At 74.4% G+C, this 16,628-nt stretch carries 19 protein-coding genes; 5 read left to right on the forward strand and 14 right to left on the reverse strand.

The window, feature by feature from the left end; all coding sequences use genetic code 11:
- Positions 1-66: 66 nt before the first annotated feature.
- The 11 genes from QOZ86_RS00250 to QOZ86_RS00300 all read right to left on the reverse strand — a co-directional run bounded on the left by QOZ86_RS00250 (position 67) and on the right by QOZ86_RS00300 (position 9,109).
- Entirely contained in the window at positions 67-636 is a 570-nt protein-coding gene (locus tag QOZ86_RS00250) for a MerR family transcriptional regulator (RefSeq protein WP_014376383.1), read from the reverse strand.
- Positions 637-874: 238 nt separating this feature from the next.
- Positions 875-1,369, reverse strand: a complete 495-nt coding sequence (locus tag QOZ86_RS00255) for a bifunctional nuclease family protein (RefSeq protein WP_284489937.1) — start codon at positions 1,367-1,369, stop codon at positions 875-877.
- 116 nt (positions 1,370-1,485) lie between these two features.
- The gene (gene ftsR / locus QOZ86_RS00260) at positions 1,486-2,214 is read right to left on the reverse strand and encodes a transcriptional regulator FtsR (RefSeq protein ID WP_284489938.1); all 729 of its coding nucleotides are present in this window, start codon (positions 2,212-2,214) and stop codon (positions 1,486-1,488) included.
- Between the two features lie 76 nt (positions 2,215-2,290).
- Positions 2,291-2,806 (reverse strand): oxoglutarate dehydrogenase inhibitor Odhl, encoded by a 516-nt coding sequence (gene odhI / locus QOZ86_RS00265; RefSeq protein WP_284489939.1) that lies wholly within the window; start codon positions 2,804-2,806, stop codon positions 2,291-2,293.
- Positions 2,807-3,071: 265 nt separating this feature from the next.
- Entirely contained in the window at positions 3,072-3,476 is a 405-nt protein-coding gene (gene gcvH, locus QOZ86_RS00270) for a glycine cleavage system protein GcvH (protein WP_284489940.1), read from the reverse strand.
- 82 nt (positions 3,477-3,558) lie between these two features.
- On the reverse strand, positions 3,559-4,344 hold the full coding sequence (locus QOZ86_RS00275) for a DUF881 domain-containing protein (RefSeq protein ID WP_284489941.1): 786 nt from the start codon (positions 4,342-4,344) through the stop codon (positions 3,559-3,561).
- Positions 4,341-4,673, reverse strand: coding sequence for a small basic family protein (locus QOZ86_RS00280; RefSeq protein WP_041775731.1), 333 nt, complete (start codon positions 4,671-4,673; stop codon positions 4,341-4,343). Before QOZ86_RS00280 ends, QOZ86_RS00275 begins: the two co-directional genes overlap by 4 nt.
- Before the next feature lie 4 nt (positions 4,674-4,677).
- Positions 4,678-5,583, reverse strand: coding sequence for a DUF881 domain-containing protein (locus QOZ86_RS00285; protein ID WP_284489942.1), 906 nt, complete (start codon positions 5,581-5,583; stop codon positions 4,678-4,680).
- Positions 5,580-6,245 (reverse strand): cardiolipin synthase ClsA, encoded by a 666-nt coding sequence (gene clsA, locus QOZ86_RS00290; protein ID WP_284489943.1) that lies wholly within the window; start codon positions 6,243-6,245, stop codon positions 5,580-5,582. The genes QOZ86_RS00285 and clsA overlap by 4 nt, the downstream gene beginning before the upstream one ends.
- A 113-nt stretch (positions 6,246-6,358) precedes the next feature.
- On the reverse strand, positions 6,359-8,440 hold the full coding sequence (locus QOZ86_RS00295) for an elongation factor G-like protein EF-G2 (RefSeq protein ID WP_284489944.1): 2,082 nt from the start codon (positions 8,438-8,440) through the stop codon (positions 6,359-6,361).
- Positions 8,441-8,584: 144 nt separating this feature from the next.
- The gene (locus tag QOZ86_RS00300) at positions 8,585-9,109 is read right to left on the reverse strand and encodes a DUF2243 domain-containing protein (protein WP_284489945.1); all 525 of its coding nucleotides are present in this window, start codon (positions 9,107-9,109) and stop codon (positions 8,585-8,587) included.
- Positions 9,110-9,163: 54 nt separating this feature from the next.
- Between QOZ86_RS00300 and QOZ86_RS00305 the strand changes: the two genes are divergently transcribed.
- The 3 genes from QOZ86_RS00305 to pabB all read left to right on the forward strand — a co-directional run bounded on the left by QOZ86_RS00305 (position 9,164) and on the right by pabB (position 11,701).
- Positions 9,164-9,364 (forward strand): hypothetical protein, encoded by a 201-nt coding sequence (locus tag QOZ86_RS00305; protein WP_284489946.1) that lies wholly within the window; start codon positions 9,164-9,166, stop codon positions 9,362-9,364.
- Positions 9,365-9,743: 379 nt separating this feature from the next.
- Complete coding sequence (locus tag QOZ86_RS00310; protein WP_284489947.1) at positions 9,744-9,884, forward strand: hypothetical protein; 141 nt, start codon at positions 9,744-9,746, stop codon at positions 9,882-9,884.
- A complete protein-coding gene (gene pabB / locus QOZ86_RS00315) occupies positions 9,884-11,701 on the forward strand; it encodes an aminodeoxychorismate synthase component I (RefSeq protein WP_284489948.1) in 1,818 nt (605 codons plus the stop codon). Before QOZ86_RS00310 ends, pabB begins: the two co-directional genes overlap by 1 nt.
- 172 nt (positions 11,702-11,873) lie before the next feature.
- On the opposite strand, the gene QOZ86_RS00320 is transcribed toward pabB, so the two are convergent.
- Entirely contained in the window at positions 11,874-12,473 is a 600-nt protein-coding gene (locus tag QOZ86_RS00320) for a 5-formyltetrahydrofolate cyclo-ligase (RefSeq protein WP_284489949.1), read from the reverse strand.
- Between the two features lie 253 nt (positions 12,474-12,726).
- Between QOZ86_RS00320 and QOZ86_RS00325 the strand changes: the two genes are divergently transcribed.
- Together QOZ86_RS00325 and QOZ86_RS00330 are read left to right on the forward strand one after the other, a co-directional pair.
- Entirely contained in the window at positions 12,727-13,389 is a 663-nt protein-coding gene (locus tag QOZ86_RS00325; RefSeq protein WP_284489950.1) for a hypothetical protein, read from the forward strand.
- A 311-nt stretch (positions 13,390-13,700) separates the two neighbouring features.
- Complete coding sequence (locus tag QOZ86_RS00330) at positions 13,701-13,988, forward strand: hypothetical protein (RefSeq protein ID WP_284489951.1); 288 nt, start codon at positions 13,701-13,703, stop codon at positions 13,986-13,988.
- 446 nt (positions 13,989-14,434) lie between these two features.
- Here the strand turns inward: QOZ86_RS00330 and QOZ86_RS00335 are convergent, their stop codons facing one another.
- Positions 14,435-15,505, reverse strand: coding sequence for a glycosyltransferase family 4 protein (locus tag QOZ86_RS00335; RefSeq protein ID WP_284489952.1), 1,071 nt, complete (start codon positions 15,503-15,505; stop codon positions 14,435-14,437).
- On the reverse strand, positions 15,502-16,572 hold the full coding sequence (locus tag QOZ86_RS00340; protein ID WP_284489953.1) for a glycosyltransferase family 9 protein: 1,071 nt from the start codon (positions 16,570-16,572) through the stop codon (positions 15,502-15,504). Before QOZ86_RS00340 ends, QOZ86_RS00335 begins: the two co-directional genes overlap by 4 nt.
- Between the last annotated feature and the right edge of the window lie 56 nt (positions 16,573-16,628).

A 16,628-nucleotide genomic window follows, 5' to 3' on the forward strand; every position in this document is an offset into this window, starting at 1 on the left:
AGCCGCTACGTCGTGCCTGCGCGGACCCCTCCGGGGCCCACTCGGCGCGACAGGACCGAAAACCAACTACATGGCGCGGCGTCGACGGCGCATCGACAGCTCGTCGTCGGACGGGACGACCTGGCCACCGTCGATCCGCTCGGCAGGCAGCTCGGCCAGCTCGCCGGAGAGCTCGCGCAGGGCCCCGGAGACGGCGATGCCGAACACGCCCTGACCGCCGGCGAGCAGGTCGACAACCTCCTCGGCGGAGGTGCACTCGTAGACGGTCGCACCGTCGGAGAAGAGCGTGACGTTGGCCAGCTCCTTCACCCCGCGCTGGCGCAGGTGGTCGACGGCCTTGCGGATGTTCTGCAGCGAGACACCGGTGTCCAGCAGCCGCTTGACGACCTTGAGCACCAGGATGTCGCGGAAGGAGTAGAGCCGCTGGGTGCCCGACCCGGTGGCACTGCGCACCGACGGGGCGACCAGACCGGTACGGGCCCAGTAGTCCAGCTGGCGGTAGGTGATGCCGGCAGCGGCGCAGGCGGTCGGGCCCCGGTACCCGACGAGGTCGGTGTCGACCTCGTCGTACGCGGGAGCCCCGACGGCGGCGTCGCTGAACAGCTGACCCTGCGAGCCGTTGCTCTGGTCGCTCACGTCAGCGTCCTCCTCTGTCCCGCCACGCCTGCGGCAGGTCGACGGCTGGTCACCCGCTGTTCTCAGGTGTCACACCGTTGTTGTTCGCCGACGGTAAGCCGGGCCGGGAGGGCGGTCAACCGAGCGGGTCGGCGTGTCGCCACACCAGCCCCATTTCGGGTGAGGATCCGGCCCGGCCTGCCGATAGCCAGGAGTTGGCCTCTTCCGGTCACCGCCCGCCGGCCGACCGGGGAGCCGGTCAGGAGGACGGTCCCCCACCGGAACCCGAACCGGCCCCGAAGTCCTCCGGTGAGATCTGGTCGAGGAACTCGCGGAACTTCTCCACCTCGTCCTCCTGCTCGTCCGGGATCTCGATCCCGGCCTCGTCGAGCAAGTCGTCGGCCCCGAAGATGGGCGCCCCGGTGCGCACGGCGAGGGCGACCGCGTCCGACGGGCGGGCGCTGACGACGCGGTCGTCGCCGAACACCAGCTCGGCGATGTAGATCCCGTCCCGCATCTCGGTGATGTTGACGGCCTCCAGCTCCGCGCCCAGCGTCCGCACCACCTCGCGGAGCAGGTCGTGCGTCATCGGGCGGGCCGGGCGCACGCCCTGCTGCTCGAACGCGATCGCGGCCGCCTCGACCGCACCGATCCAGATCGGCAGGTAGCGCTCCCCCTGCGTCTCCTTGAGCAGCAGGATCGGCTGGTTGCCGGGCAGCTCGACGCGGACGCCGACGACTCGAAGCTCCTGCACGGTGCGGCTCCCTCGGCTGCGGCCCTGGACTCGGGCGGGACGGTGGTGGTCGGGCGGCCGGTGACGGGTCGGTACGTCGGTCGTCTCGGCCGGCGAGGGCTCCACGGTACGCCGCGTCAGGGGCGCAGGAGGTCGCGCAGGCGCGTCTCCAGCAAGGCGGTGTGCAGCTGCGCCGACAGCGCGGCGAGTTCGGCGAGCTTCTCGGTCGCGCGGGTGCGCGCCTCGTCGGACCGGGCGCGCAGGACCGGCGCCACCAGCTGTTCCACGAGCCCGGCCTCGCGCTCCACGGCGGACCGGTAGACCCGCAGGTGCCGCGGTTCGATGCCGTGCCGGGCGAGGCCCGCCGCGGCGCGCGCGATCGGCAGGTCGGTGGCCGGGTGCCGGCCCTGCGCGTCGGTGGACAGCAGCCCGAACTGCACGCAGTCGGCCAGCTGGTCCGGCTCGAGGCCGGCCGCGCGGGCGAACTGCTCCGCGGTCAACGGGGCGTCGGCTCCCTCCGGCGTCGACGCCGGGGGCAGCGGCGCGGGCCCCCCAGCGGCACCCGGAACCGGCTCCCCCCGGTCCAGCGCGTCGAGGTGGTCCTTGATCACCCGCAGCGGCAGGTAGTGGTCCCGCTGGGCCGTGAGCACGTACCGCAGCCGGCTCACGTCGGCCCGCGAGAACTTGCGGTACCCCGACGGCGTGCGCTGCGGGTGGACCAGGTCCTCGGACTCCAGGTAACGGATCTTGCTGATCGTCACGTCGGGGAAGTCGTCGCGAAGAACAGCCAGCACCTCGCCGATGGTCAGGCGTGGCGCGTGCTGGTCGCCGGCGTCCCCGAGCGCACGCTCGGGCACGGCGGTCACGCCCCTCTCTCGCCGGGATCCCGTCGCGGGATCCCGGGCTGCGGTCCCCACATGCGGAAGATCGCCGGACGGTGCACTAGCGAGCGGCCGGCTCGCCCGTGCGCGGGCCGGTCAGGTAGACGAGGCGGAACTTGCCGATCTGCACCTCGTCCCCACCGGCCAGGGTGGCGACGTCGACCGGCTCGCGATTGACGTAGGTGCCGTTCAGGCTGCCGACGTCGTGCACGGAGAAGCCGCCGCCCTCGCGGTGGAATTCGACGTGCCGGCGGCTGACCGTCACGTCGTCGAGGAAGATGTCGCTGTCGGGGTGCCGGCCGGCCGTGGTGACGTCCTGGTCGAGCAGGAAGCGGCTACCCGCGTTGGGGCCACGCTTGACCACCAGGAGCGCCGAACCCGCAGGCAGGGACTCGACGGCGCCGGCGTGTGCGTCCGCGCCGTCGACGACCTCCGGCTGGTCGCCGGAGTCCTCGCCACCGACCTTGGGGATCACGCTGGTCGCCTCGCCGATCCGCTCGGGGCTGAGCGCCGCACCGCACTGCGCGCAGAAGCGACTGCCCTCGGGGTTCTCGTGGCCACATCGAGTGCAGTGCACGTTGCGTCTCCTCCGGTACGAGGGGCCAGCCGCGGGGCCTCGAACGGGCCGCGGGCGGCCGGCGGACGGTGGGCCGGGCGGCCCGCCGTGGGACGGCCGCCGCGGGAGGGCGGCGGACCGTGGGTCATGGAACCAGCCGGTCGGCCCGAGGGTCAACCGGACGTGCGGAGCCGGGGCGGGCGGTTTCCCCGCAGGTCCTCCGCCGTTCCCGGTACCAGCGCGATCATAGTGAGCGACGCCGGGAGCAGCCTCCCGGCGGCCCCGGCTACGAGCCCTCGATCAGCGCCTGGTAGGCGGCCGCGTCGAGCAGCAGGCCGATCGGGTCGCCGACCTCCACCGGGACGGCGATGTCGACCAGCCAGCCCGCGCCGTACGGATCGGCGTTGATGGTCTCCGGCGCGTCGGTGAGCCGCTCGTTCACCGCCGCGACCACGCCCTTCACGGGGGCATAGATGTCGGAGACGGACTTCGTCGACTCGACCTCGCCGATGGCCGTCCCGGGGGCCACCTCCGCACCCACCTCGGGCAGCTGGACGAAGACGATGTCGCCCAGCGCGTCCTGGGCGTGGTGGGTGATCCCGACCCGGACGACGGGCGACGTGCCGTCGGTGCCCTGCACCAGTGCCCACTCGTGCTGGTCGGTGTAGCGGCGGTCGTCCGGTGTTGCCATGTGATGCGTCTCCAATGGGTGCTACGGCCTGCCTGCAGGGGCCGCCGCGAGCATGCGAGCGGTGGGGCAGAAAGGTCCTCGATCAGTCGCCGGTGTCGGGCGCAGCGTATTGAGGGCGGTCCAGCGGCCGCAACGCGTCCACGACCAGAGCGGGCGACTGGGCGATCTCCACGGTGCCGCCCACCCGCTCGATGCTCTGGACGATGCCTCCCGGGATGAACATGGCCGTCTCCATGTTCTGCGGCTCCCCCAGGACGACGAACTCGTAGGGCGCCCGCAGCGGCGTGCCGTCGACCCGGAGCCGGCCCGGCTGTCCCGTGACGGCGCTGGACAACCCGATGCGGACGCCGTCGACCTGCATCGTCTCGGCGCCGGCACCGCGCAGTTCCTGGACGATGTCGATGATGTCGGACACCCCGACCTCGTCGGAGGGGTCCCGGACGGTGAGCGTCAGCCCGGGTCCCTGCGCCGGCAGCGTGCCGTTCAGGGTCCCCAGGGCCTCGGCCCGGCGGCGCGCCTCCTGCAGGGCCGTGGCCGTCCGGCTGTCGGAACCGGTCAGCTCCCGAAGGGCCGCACGCTGGTCGGCCAGCTGGGACCGCAGCCGGTCCTCCCGGCCGTCGAGCTCGTCGAGGATGCGCACGAGGTCCTCCTCCCGTGCGCCGGCCAGCATCTGGGCCTCGTCGGCGTTGCGGACCTGGACGGCGAGCGCGAAGCCGAGCAGCAGGGTGAGGACGCCGATCAGCGCAGCGGCCAGCGGGTCCCGGCCCCGCCGCCGCGCCGTCGCGGTGGCCGTCGGGTCCCCGGGAGGAGCCCCGGCGTCCGCCCCGTCGGCGGGTGCCGGGGCGTCGGGCCGTTCGGCGTCGGTCATGCCCGGAACACGTGCCGCCGGATGGCCGCGGCGTTGCCGAAGATGCGGATGCCGAGCACCACGACGACCGCCGTCGACAGCTGGGCGCCGACGCCGAGCTGGTCGCCGAGGAAGACGATGAGCGCGGCGACCACGACGTTGGAGACGAACGAGATGACGAACACCTTGGCGTCGAAGATGCCGTCGAGCCGGGCGCGGAAGCCACCGAACACCGCGTCCAGCGCGGCGACCACGGCGATCGGCAGGTAGGGCTGCAGCCACAGCGGGACGGTGGGGTCGAAGAGCAGGCCCAGGAGGACGCCGGCCGCCAGTCCGAGGATGGGGATCACGGCGTCAGCCTCCGGGGGTGGGATCGGCACCGGTGCCCGCGCCGGGATCGACCGGTTCGGCGGAGCGGAGCTCGGGCGGGCTGGCGGCGGGCAGGGACAGCTCGTCCTCCTTGGCGAAGTCGAACCGGAGACCGAAGTTGAGCGAGTCCTCGGCCAGGGCCTGGACCTGCGGGCTGAGGAGGAAGGCGTTGGCGAGCTCGTCCGGGTCTCCGACGGCACTGATCTCGTACGGGTCGGTGACCGGCCGGAAGTTGACCAGTACCGCCTCCCCGGCGAAGCGGATGGCGCTGGTGGGCCCCAGTCGCTGGCCGTTGATGCTGATCGCCTCCGCGCCTGCGGCCCAGAGTGCGTTGACCACGCGCTGCAGGTCCCCGTCCTGGACCCGGCCGAGGGGGTCGGCCACCACCGAACCGCCGCCCACGAGGTCGTCGTCGGGCTCCGCCTCGGCGTTGGCCAGGGTGACGAGCAGCCCGGGCCCGGTGACGGCGACCGCCGCGGTGCCCTGCTCGGCACGCGCCAGGGCGTCCCGTGCCCGTTGCCCCACCGCGGTGGCGTCGAGCAGGTCGTCTCTGGTCCGGCTGACCTCGGCCCGGAGCTCGGCGAGCTGGTCGACCAGTTCGTCGCTGACCGCCGATGCCTGCTGGATGTCGCGCACGAGGGCGGCGCGGATCTCCTGCCGGCCCTGCGCCCGGTCGGCCGCCAGTCCGTAGGTCACGGCGGCGAGCAGTCCGGCCACGGCCATCGCGAGGGCGACCAGCACCCGCCCGCGCCCGCGGCGCGGGGGTTCCGCTCGGGCGGTCCGCGCGGCGGCCGCCTGGGCGTACGCCGGGTCCAGCGTCTCGGCGAGGACGTCGTCGAGCAGCGAGGCGCCCAGCGACCGCACCCCGCCCGGCGGCCGTCGGTCGGTCACGACCGGCGTCCGGGGCCCGCGGGCCGCTCGGCGGCCAGCAGTCCGACCACCTGGATGACGTAGAAGACGCCCGCGAGCAGGTACAGCGCGGTGCCCCAGATGGTGAGTGCCCAGGCGAACGGCGCGGCGACGGTCGCCAGCAGGCCGTCGCCGTCGGCCAGCAGCAGCCCGGGGAAGGCGTAGAGGAGCAGCAGCGTCGCCGCCTTGCCCAGGTAGTGCACCTGCAGCGGTGGCCAGCCGTGCGCCCGCAGGACCAGCAGCACCACGCCGAGGACGAGATCGCGGCCCAGGAGCAGCGCCACCATCCAGACCGGCACGACGTCGCGCAGGGCCAGCGCCACCAGCGTCGAGACGATGTAGAGCCGGTCCGCGGCCGGATCCAGGAGCGTGCCCAGGCGGCTGCCCTGGTCCATCCAGCGGGCGATCTTGCCGTCGAGCCAGTCGGTGAAGCCGGCGACCATGAGGACGACGACGGCCCAGCCGTCCTCCTCGGGACCGAGCAGGAGCCACAGGAACAGGGGGACGCCCAGCAGCCGGAGCACCGACAGCGCGTTCGGCACCGTCCAGATCCGGTCCGGCAGCGCCTCCCGGTCGATCCCTGCGCGAGGCGTCCCGGCGCCGGGTACGGGCGCGGGAGCCGACGGCCCGCTCGACGACGTCACGTTCCCTCCAGCCCCTGCACCACCGTGCCCGAGGCTAGCTGAAGGACCCCGTCCCTCTCACCGCTCACAAGCTCGCGGCGAGCCTCTGGACGGGGCCACTGGGCACGGGGCCGTCAGGCGGGCACGGCCACCCCCGCCGGAGCGGGCTCGTAGCCCAGCGGGCCGCGGTCGAAGGTGGCCGTCCCGTGCGTGACCGAGCGGAGGACGCCGGGGTAGCCGAGCAGCTCGACCTCCGGCACCTCCGCGCGCACCGTGGTGCGGTCCCGGCCGTCCTGGGCCTCCGAGCCGGTCACCCGGGCGCGCCGGGAGGACAGGTCGCTCATCACCGCGCCCACGTACTCGCTGGGCGCCTCCACCTCGATCTGGCACCAGGGCTCCAGCACCCGGGTCCCGACCGCGGCCACCAGCTCCCGCAGCGCCAGCGCTCCCGCCGCCTGGAACGCGGCGTCGGAGGAGTCGACCGAGTGCGCCTTGCCGTCGACCAGGGTCACCCGGACGTCCACCAGCGGCCGGTCACCGTTCACCCCTCGCTCGGCCTGGGCCCGGATGCCCTTCTCCACGCTGCCGTGGAACTGGGAGGGCACCGTCCCCCCGACGATCCGCTGCTCGAACACGATGCCCGAGCCGGGCGGGCCCGGCTCCCCCTCCACCACGACCACGGCGTACTGCCCGTGCCCGCCGGACTGCTTGACGTGCCGGCCGGTCACGCGGGCCGGGCCGCACAGCGTCTCCACCAGCGGCACCCGCACCGGCACGGTGGTGACCGCGACGCCGTGCCGGGTGCTCAGCCGCTCCAGGAGGACCTCGGCGTGCGCGTCGCCGACGCACCACAGGAGCAGCTGACCGGTGGCGGCCCGTCGTTCCAGCCGCACCGTGGGATCCTCGGCGACCAGCCGGGCGAGCGCGGTGGCCAGTCGGTCCTCGTCGGCCCGCGAGGCCGCCTCCACCGCGACCGGGAGCTGCGGCACGGGCAGCTGCCACGGCGGGACCAGCCGCGGCTCCTCGGGACTGCTCAGGGTGTCGCCGGTCTCCGCGGTGGTCAGCCGGCTCACCGCGCAGATGTCGCCCGCCGGGCACGCCGCCACCGGGCGCAGCGCGGCACCCAGCGGCGCGGACAGGACGCCGATCCGCTCGTCGGCATCGTGATCGGGGTGGCCCCGTTCGGCCATCCCGTGACCGGAGACGTGCACGGCGACGTCGGGTCGCAGCGTGCCGGAGAAGACCCGGACCAGGGAGACCCGGCCGACGTAGGGGTCGGTGGTCGTCTTCACGACCTCGGCCACCAGCGGGCCGTCCGGGTCGCAGGCCAACGGCGGCGCGGCCGAACCGTGGAGGTGCGTGACCGGCGGGCAGCCGTGCTCGGCGGGGCAGGGAAGGGCGGAGACCAGCAGGTCGAGCAGCTCGCGGACGCCGACGCCGGTCACCGGTGAGGCGCAGAGGACCGGGTGGAAGTGCCCCCGGGCGACAGCGGTCTCGAGGTCGGCCACGAGGTCGGCGACCGCCAACTCCTCGCCGGCGAGGTAACGCTCCATCAGCGTCTCGTCCTCGCTGTCGCCGATGATGCCCTCGATCAGCTCGCCGCGGAGCCGGTCGGCGTCCTGGTCCCCGACCGGCACGGAGTCGACGTCCGGCTCCAGCAGCGACACCAGCCCCCGGGCCGCCCCGTCGGGACCGCGCTCGACCAGGTGCAGGGGGTAGACCCCCTCCCCCAGCATCAGCTGGCAGAGCCGGACGGCCTCGGCCACGTCGGCGCGCGGCCGGTCGATCTGGCTGAGGACGACGGCGCGCGGCATCCCGACCGCGGCGCACTCCTCCCACAGCTGCACGGTGGCGGCGTCCACCCCGGCCACGGCGGAGACCACGAAGAGCGCGGAGTCCGCGGCCCGGAGCCCGGCCCGCAGCTCCCCGACGAAGTCCGGCGAGCCGGGGGTGTCGAGCAGGGTCAGCCGGTGGCCGGCGTGCTCGACGGTGGCGACACCGAGGGACACCGAGCGCTGCTGGCGGACCTCGACCTCCTCGCTGTCCAGGCACGTGGTGCCGTCTTCCACGCGGCCGGCGCGGGGCACCGCTCCCGTCGCGGCCAGCAGCGCCTCGGCGAGCGTGGTCTTCCCGGCGCCCGCCCGTCCGACGAGCGCGACGTTGCGCACCGTCGCGGCCGGGCGGGGGGCGGGAGCCGGGGGGATGTCCTTGCCCATGGGGCGTCACCTCGGGCGTGGTCGCCGGGGACGGCGGCCCGTGCGCGGCGCACGGCGTCTCCCGGCTCGCTGACGTGTCGTGGATCACAGCCTGCCGTCTCGCGCGAACCCCGACAAGCCCTCCGGGCGTCTTCGGCGGCCTGTTCAGCTCCTGCGCAGGGCGCTGGATGCGAGGCGCCGTGCTCCACGGCGGTGGAGCAGCCAGCCACCCACGAGCAGGAGCGCCCCGGACGCCAGGAAGCCGAGGTCCCAGCTCAGCGGCGCGCCGAGGTCGTCGCGGACGTGGTGCACGCCGAGGATCTGGTGGTCGACGAGCCCTTCGACGAGGTTGAACAGCCCCCACCCGGCCAGCACCAGGCCGAAGTGGAAGCTCCAGCTGGGTGCCAGGCGGCCCTGCCGCCAGGCGATCAGGGCGGTGATCGTGCCGGCGAAGGCCAGCATCCAGGTGGCCACGTGGAAGAAGCCGTCGGCCAGGGTGTTGATCTCCAGGCCGGCCAGCGTGGTCGGCTCCCACCGCTCCACGTCGCTGACCATGTGGTGCCACTGCAGGATCTGGTGCAGCACGATGCCGTCGACGAACCCGCCGAAGCCGAGCCCGTAGAGCAGCCCAGGTGACCTCGTGGGCATGCGTGCGACCCGGTCGGGAGCCGTCTCGGGAGCGGTGGCCATGCCGCTGCGCTACCCCACTGCCGCCCCGGCACGCCCGCGACGCATGCTGGGTGCATGACGACCGACCACGCGGCGGGCCGCGATCAGGCGACGGGGCGGGCGCACGCCGTCCTCCGCACCACCGCCGACCTGCCGGCCCCCTGGGCCGCGCTGTGCGGCGCCTCGGTCGGGGTGGTGCAGGGGCGCTGGGACGGCCCCCGCGGGACCGGCTCGGCCGACCCCTGCCCGGAGTGCCTTCTCCTCACGACCGGTTGACGGCCGACCCTTCTCGTCGTGGCGTGTCGTGAGCCGGTCGGAATCTTTGCGCAGCTGTTGGGGATAACGGTCGATCCGGATCGGGACCGCGGCACGACTCCGTCACCTGGCGGGCTACCGGGCCCGCCCCCGGACGAGATCCTCGAGGATCTGACCCGCACATCTGGAGCCCGGGCAACCGCATCGAGGGCTTCCGTGTGGGTTCACGTCCGGCGACCTCGGCCCCACCGGGAAGTGGCGGCAGGAGCTGCTGCGGAACCCGGCCTGGGATCCTGCCCGTCAGCGCGTCCCCCGTCCGGCCCCGCGGCCGGCCCTGCCACGACCGGAGAGACATGACGACCACCCGGCCACTCGCTCCTCGTCCTCCTCGGAGCGTCCGATGACCGCGCGGACCATCGACGGGACCGCCGTCGCCAGGAAGGTGCGGGAGGACGTGGCGGACGGCGGCCCGATGACGATCGCCATGCTGCTGGCCAACACCCTCGTCGCGGCCCGGGCCCAGCAGGGCATCGGGAACTGATGAGCCGGCCCTGGGCGCGGTTCGACGACCTGCGCGCGGGCGAGGCGCTGCACTGCCCGCCGCCCTCGCGGATCCTCACCGCGGCGCGGCCCGACGAGGTCGCCGGGGTGCTGCAGCAGGTCCACGACGCGACGGACCAGGGCAGCTGGGCGTTCGGGTACGTCGCCTACGAGGCGGCCGTGGGCCTGGATCCGCAGCTGCCGGGCGGGCACCCGCCGGCCGGAGACCTGCCGCTGGTGTGGTTCGGGCTGTGCGACGAGCCCGCCCGAGTCGCGTCGGTCGCCCCACCGGTCACGAGGGCACCGCCGACGTCGACCTGGGCCGCGGACTGGACCGACGCCGAGCACGCCGACGCCGTCGCCCGGGTCCGGGAGCAGATCGCGGCGGGCGAGACCTACCAGTGCAATTTGACCGACCGGCTGCGCTCCACCGTCACCGAGGATCCCCGGGACCTCTACGCCCGCCTGGCGCTCGCCCAGCGCGGCGCCTACAACGCCTACCTGGACCTCGGCCGGCACGTCGTGGCCAGCGCCAGCCCCGAGCTGTTCTTCGAGTGGTCGGGGGACGTCGTCCGGACGCGGCCCATGAAGGGCACCGCACCTCGCGGGCGCACCACCGCCGAGGACCGGGAGCAGAGCGGGCTCCTGCGGTCCAGCAGCAAGGAGCAGGCGGAGAACCTCATGATCGTCGACCTGCTCCGCAACGACCTCGGCAAGGTCGCCGAGCTCGGCAGCGTGGGAGTGGACGAGCTGTTCACCCTCGAGCGCTACCCCACGGTCTGGCAGCTGACCTCGCAGGTCAGCGCCCGGATACCGGCCGGCACCGGGCTGCTGGACCTGTTCCGGGCGCTGTTCCCGTGCGGATCGGTCACCGGCGCCCCGAAGCACCGGACCATGCAGCTGATCGACCAGCTGGAGCCGATGCCGCGCGGCGTCTACTGCGGCGCCGTGGGGCTGGTCGCTCCCCCGACCGCGGCGTTCCGGGCGCGGTTCAACGTCGCGATCCGGACGGCCGTGGTCGACCGGACGACCGGGGACGCGGTGTACGGAGCCGGTGGCGGCATCACCTGGGGGTCCGAAGCGGCGCGGGAACGCGCGGAGCTGCACGCCAAGGCCGCGGTCCTCTCCCACGACGTCACCGAGCACCGCCTCCTGGAGACGCTGGCGTTCGTCCCCGGCGAGGGGCTGCGCAACCTCGAGCGGCACCTGGCCCGGATGGCCGACTCGGCCGACTGGGCCGGCTTCTCCTGCGATCGGGCGGCGGTCCGGGACGCCGTCCACCGGGCCGTCTCCGGGCGCGCCGGCGCGCGGCGGGTACGGGTGCTGCTCTCCCGGGACGGGGACGTCGAGGTCGGGGTGGAGGCGCTGCCCCCGGCCGTCGAGCGGCCGGTCCGGCTGGCGCTGGACGACGATCCCGTGGACGCCGGCAACCCGTGGCTGCAGCACAAGAGCACCCGCCGCGACGTCTACCTGACCCGGGCGCTGCGCCACCCCGAGGCCGACGACGTCGTCCTGGTCAACCAGCACGGCGAGCTCACCGAGACCACCATCGCGAACCTCGCCCTGCGCCTCGGGGACCGGTGGTGGACCCCGCCCACGAGCTCCGGCTGCCTCCCGGGCGTCGAGCGCGCCCGGCTGCTGGAGTCCGGCCGGCTGCACGAGCGCGTGCTCTCCGCCGGTGACCTGCGCGACGCCGAGGCGATCGCCGTGGTGAGCTCGCTGCGGGGCTGGCGCGAGGCCCGGCTGGTCAGCGGACGCGCAGTCGCGCACGACCGGCCCGAGGCCGCCGTCGACACCTCTTCCGTGGGTGGACCGTGAGCGGCGGGGGGAACGGTCGCGACGACGTCGATCGCCAGTCGCTCGGCGGGTTCCTCGGCCGGCTGGCCGCGCGCATGGCCGCGCCCGGAGCGGGCGCCACCGCCGCGGTGGAGGCGGCGCTGTCGGCATCCCCCACCCGGCTGGACCTGGGGCACCAGGCAGCGGTCCCCGCTCAGCCGCCGTGGGGCGGGGCCAGGTCTTCCCAGCCGCCGGACGGCGTCACCACCGCCGTCACGGGGCGGTCGTGCACCTCGCGCGGCAGCTCGTCGACCCGTTCGTCGTCGAAGACGACGGTGACGAGCACGGCGTCCGGCCGCGCGTGCACCAGCGCCCGGTCGTAGTAGCCACCACCCCGGCCCAGCCGGATCCCGGTGCGGTCCACCGCCAGCGCCGGTACGACGACGGCGTCGGCCTGCCCGATCGCGGTGGGACCCAGCCGCGGTCCGGTGGGGTGCGACAACCCGAACCGGCCGGTCTCCAGTTCGCCGGTGCAGAGCCCCCACTCCAGCACCCGGCCCCGGACGGGCACGACCGGCAGCAGGATCCGGGCCCCGAGCCCGGCGTAGGCGTCCGGCAGCCGGCCGGTTCCCGGTTCGGTGGGATCCGGGACGAAGGCGGCCAGCGTGCGGACGCCGGCCAGCCCGGTGAGCAGCGCGGCGGCGACCGCGTCGGCGGCCGCGACGCGGTCGGTCATCGGGCGGGCCCGCCGCCGGGCGAGCAGGTTCTCGCGCAGCACGACCTTCGTCAGGACCGGATCCGCCGGCTCCACCATCCCGGCAGCATAGGGATCTGGGCCCGGCGGGATGGTGCGGCCGACCACGGCGGGGCTGCGCCGGCCACGCTGCGCGTCGCTGGAACGGGCGACCGCGCGGCACCCAGTCTCATGGTCGGGGCGTCCGGGCAGGGCTCCAGGAGACCCCCCTTGAGGGGAGATCAGCCGGCAGGGGCTTCATTACCGTCGCCCGCCTGCCGACCACGAATTGAAAGGTCCGCACGGGCGCGGGTCTCGAACGCGGGAGACAGACATGGCACTCATCGAGGGACTCGCGGCGCTCGCCGCCAAGATCGCCGGCGTCGGCACCGTGGCACAGGCCACCGCAGGGCTGGGCATCGCCGTTGCCGGCGTGACCGGTGCGGGCGCGGCGGGGGCACTGCCCGAGCCGATCCAGGACTCCGTGGCCGCCGCCGTGGAGACGGTCTCGCCGTTCGACCTGCCGGACTCCGACGACGCCGGCGAGACCGACGACTCGGGTCTGGAGCGGCCGGGCGCCCTGCCTGACGTCGACGACTCCGACAGCGACGACTCCGACAGCCTCGACGACGGCGACACTCCGCAGCGGCTGGCCGAGAAGGCGGAGGAGGAGGCCCGGGAGGCCGCCGAAGAGGCGGAGGAGGAGGCCCGGGAGGCCGCCGAAGAGGCCGAGGAGCAGGCCCGCGAGGCCGCCGAAGACGCCGAGGAGGACGCCCGCGAAGCCGCCGAAGAAGCCGACGAGCAGGCCCGCGAAGCCGAGGAAGAGGCCCGTGAAGCCGCCGAGGAGGCCGAGGAGCGAGCCCGCGAGGCGGCCGAGGAGGCCGAGGAGGCCGAGGAGCAGGCCCGCGAGGCGGCCGAGCGCGAGAATTCCGGCTCCGGCTCGGAGGACTCGGGTCCCGGCGGTGGGGACGACTCCAGCGATTCGGATGACGACTGACAGCTGCACGTCGTCGTGAACCAGCAGGGCCCCGCTCGCTCGAGCGGGGCCCTGCTGCATCGTCCCCGTATCGAATATCGCTGACCAACTGGTGGCCGAGCACCCATGGAGGTCGGGACGGCGCCGGCAGCAGTCCTGGCGCGCAGCGCTGAGCCCTCCCCCGTGAGGCGACCGGAGAGGGCCCGCAACGCTGATCGTGGGTGACTGGATCACTCCGTGACAGCCGACCGGTATGTCGCCATCTCGGCGACTGCACTTCACCGGACGGGGTAGTGCGCCACCATCCCCCTCGGACGAAATGGGAGAGGTTCATGGCAGAGCAGCCAGGCACAGCGAACGTTACTCAGCCGGTCACCGACGACAGCATCCGCGTTCGGCAACTCAGTCACTACCAGTTCTCCTGGGTCGCCCAGGAACCGGGAGCACCGGGTGTGTTCACCCTCCAGCTCGTGCTCGACCAGGGCGCCTGGGAGGAAGTCGTCACCGTCTCTGCGGAGGACGCGGATGTCCTCCAGGATCTCCTCCGGGACAGCAAGAACGCCCACTACGACGTTGGCCGTCGAACGCTCATGTTCGGGACGACACCAATCGACGGATAGCCGACCGGACTCCTCGTCGATCTCGTCGCTGAGCCCCGCTGTCTTCTCGACGGCGGGGCTCAGTTCTTGGTGCCGCCAGGTTCAGTCGGCATCACTGCGTCCGGCTCAACACGTGGGAACGCTGCTGTCCGTGGAGGAGCGCTGGATGACATCAGCGCCCCGGTGATCGGCGCCGGCAGCCCCTGCCCGCGTCTGCTCACTGGCGGCGGCGGAGACCCGCGGGCCGGACAGAAGTGGCGACGACAACGCGGCGCGACGGCGAGCGGTCGTGGAGGACGGCGAAGTCCAGCGGCGCACCTGCCTGGTGTCGGCCGGCGGGCCCACGAGACCGGTACGGCGAGCGGTGCCAGGCCGAGCCGGGTGGCGGCGGACCCACTCACCACGACTCCCGGATGTCGTTCGGCACCTCCCCGCGGAGGACGGGTCGTCGGCGACGTCGGGAGGCTTCACGGTGGATCCCCGGATCCCGTGCGCTGCGCGCGATCCAGGACGGCGAAGGTCCGCTCGGCCATCAGGCCGGCGTCCATCTCGCGGACCGCGCGCCGGCGGGCCCGGGTGCCCAGGACCGCGCGGCGGCCGGGATCGGACAACACGGCGGTGAGCGCCGCGGACAGCGCCGTCACGTCACCGGGCGGGACGACCAGGGCGTCCTCCCCCACGGCCACGGCCACGTCCCCCACGTCGGTCGCCACGCACGGCAGGCCCTCGGCCATCGCCTCGAGCAGTACCAGGGGCAGGGCTTCATGGCGTGAGGACAGGCAGAACACGTCGAGGCCGGCGAGAAACACGCGGACGTCGGTCACGAAGCCGCAGAAGGTCACCGGCAGCCCAGCCGCCGCGGCGCGCAGCGCGGCCTCGTCCCGACCGGCACCCCCGATGACCGCCTCCACCGGCCTCCCGTCCGCGACCAACGACCGGACCGCCTGGATCAGGACGTCGAAGCCCTTCTGCCCGGTCAGCCGGCCGAGTGCCCCGACCCGGGGCACCAAGCGGCCGGCCGGTCCGCTGGGGACGGCGGGGACGGCGACACCGTTGGGGACGACGTGCACCCGCTCGGCGGCCACGCCCAGCTCGGACGTCACCTGCCGGCGGCCCTCCACCGAGGGGCTCACCACGGCCGCAAGGCGCCGGTACAGCGCCGCGAGCGCGCTCCGTCGCTCCCCGGACCCGGTGTCCCCGGCCAGGTGGAGGACCCCCACGGTCGGCGCGACCGCGAGCCCGGCGGCGAGGGCGGCTGCGTTGGAGGGCGGGTCCACGAGGTTGACCGCCACGACGTCCGGATGCCGCGCCGCGACGGCGGCGCGGATCGCCGGGGCCTCGGGCCGGTGCCGGGCCAGCGGCACGGCGGTGAGCCGGTCCGACGGGACCATCGCGGCGAAGCGTTCGGCCACGGGCTCGGCGCAGACCAGTGAGGCCGCCCACCCGTTGGCCTCCGCCCGCCCCATCAGGTGGGTCAGGTACACCTCGGCACCGCCCCAGGCGTCGCTGTCGGCGACGAAGCAGACGCGGGGACTCACCCGACCCCCTCGTCGAGCAGGTCGCGGGCTGCCGCGAGCACGTCCGCGGGGCGGACCGAGGCCGCGCACCGGAAATCGATCGGGCAGACCAGATGGGGGCAGGGCGCGCATGCCACGTCGGCGATCACGGCCCGGTGCCGCGGGCCGGGATGCGCCCAGCGGACCGGATCGCCGGGCAGGAAGACCGTCACGGTGGGCGCCCCCACGGCCGCGGCCAGGTGGGCGGAGCCGGTGTCGTTGCCGACGAGCACCGCGCAGTCCCGCAGGAGCGCGGCCAGGCCGCCGAGGCTGGTCGCCCCCGTGAGGTCGGTGGCCGGCGCGCCCATCCGCGACTGCACCGCGGCGCTGATCGGCCGCTCCCCCGCCACCCCGGTCAGCACGACGTCCCACCCGTCGGCGGCCAGCGCGTCGCCGACCGCCGCATGGCACTCGGCCGGCCACCGCCGGGTCGGGGACGAGGCGCCCGGATGCAGCACCACGTACCGGCCGGGGACCAGACCGCTGTTCCCGAGCGTGGTGGCGTGCTCGGCATCGTCCGCCTCCGAGATGGGGAAGCTCATCCGCGCCGGAGGCCCCGCCGGCACGCCGAGCTGTTCGAACAGCCGCAGGTGACGATCGGTCTCGTGCAGGTGCGCCGGGTAACGCAGGTGCAGCGGCGCGGTGCCGGCGGGAGGGTCCCATCCGGTGGGGGCGAAGCCGCCGGCCAGGCGCGCGCCGAGGGCCGCGGTGACGCGGTTGGCGGCCGGCCGGTCCCCGTAGACCTGCAGGGCCAGGTCGAACCGCCGTTTCGCCGCGGCGGCCAGGAAGGATGCCCAGCCGTCGGGGTCCGGCGTCCGTTCCGGGATGCCCTCGGCGCCCGGGAAGGGCAGCAGCTCGTCGACCATGCGCCCCATCCGGTCGACGACCGGTGCCATCTCCGGCCAGGTGATGAGGCTGACGTGCAGGTCCGGTCGAGCCGCACGCAGCCGACCGAGCGCCGGCATGGAACAGAGCAGATCACCCAGCCCCACCCGCAGGCGGACCAGCGCCACCCGTCGGACGGACCGGTCGGCGAGTGGGGCACGCACGGCGGGATCCTGCCCGCCCGCCCGGGCGGGCAATCCCGTGCTTCACTCCAGGTCGC

This window comes from Blastococcus capsensis (assembly GCF_030165005.1).
GTDB lineage: Bacteria > Actinomycetota > Actinomycetes > Mycobacteriales > Geodermatophilaceae > Blastococcus > Blastococcus capsensis.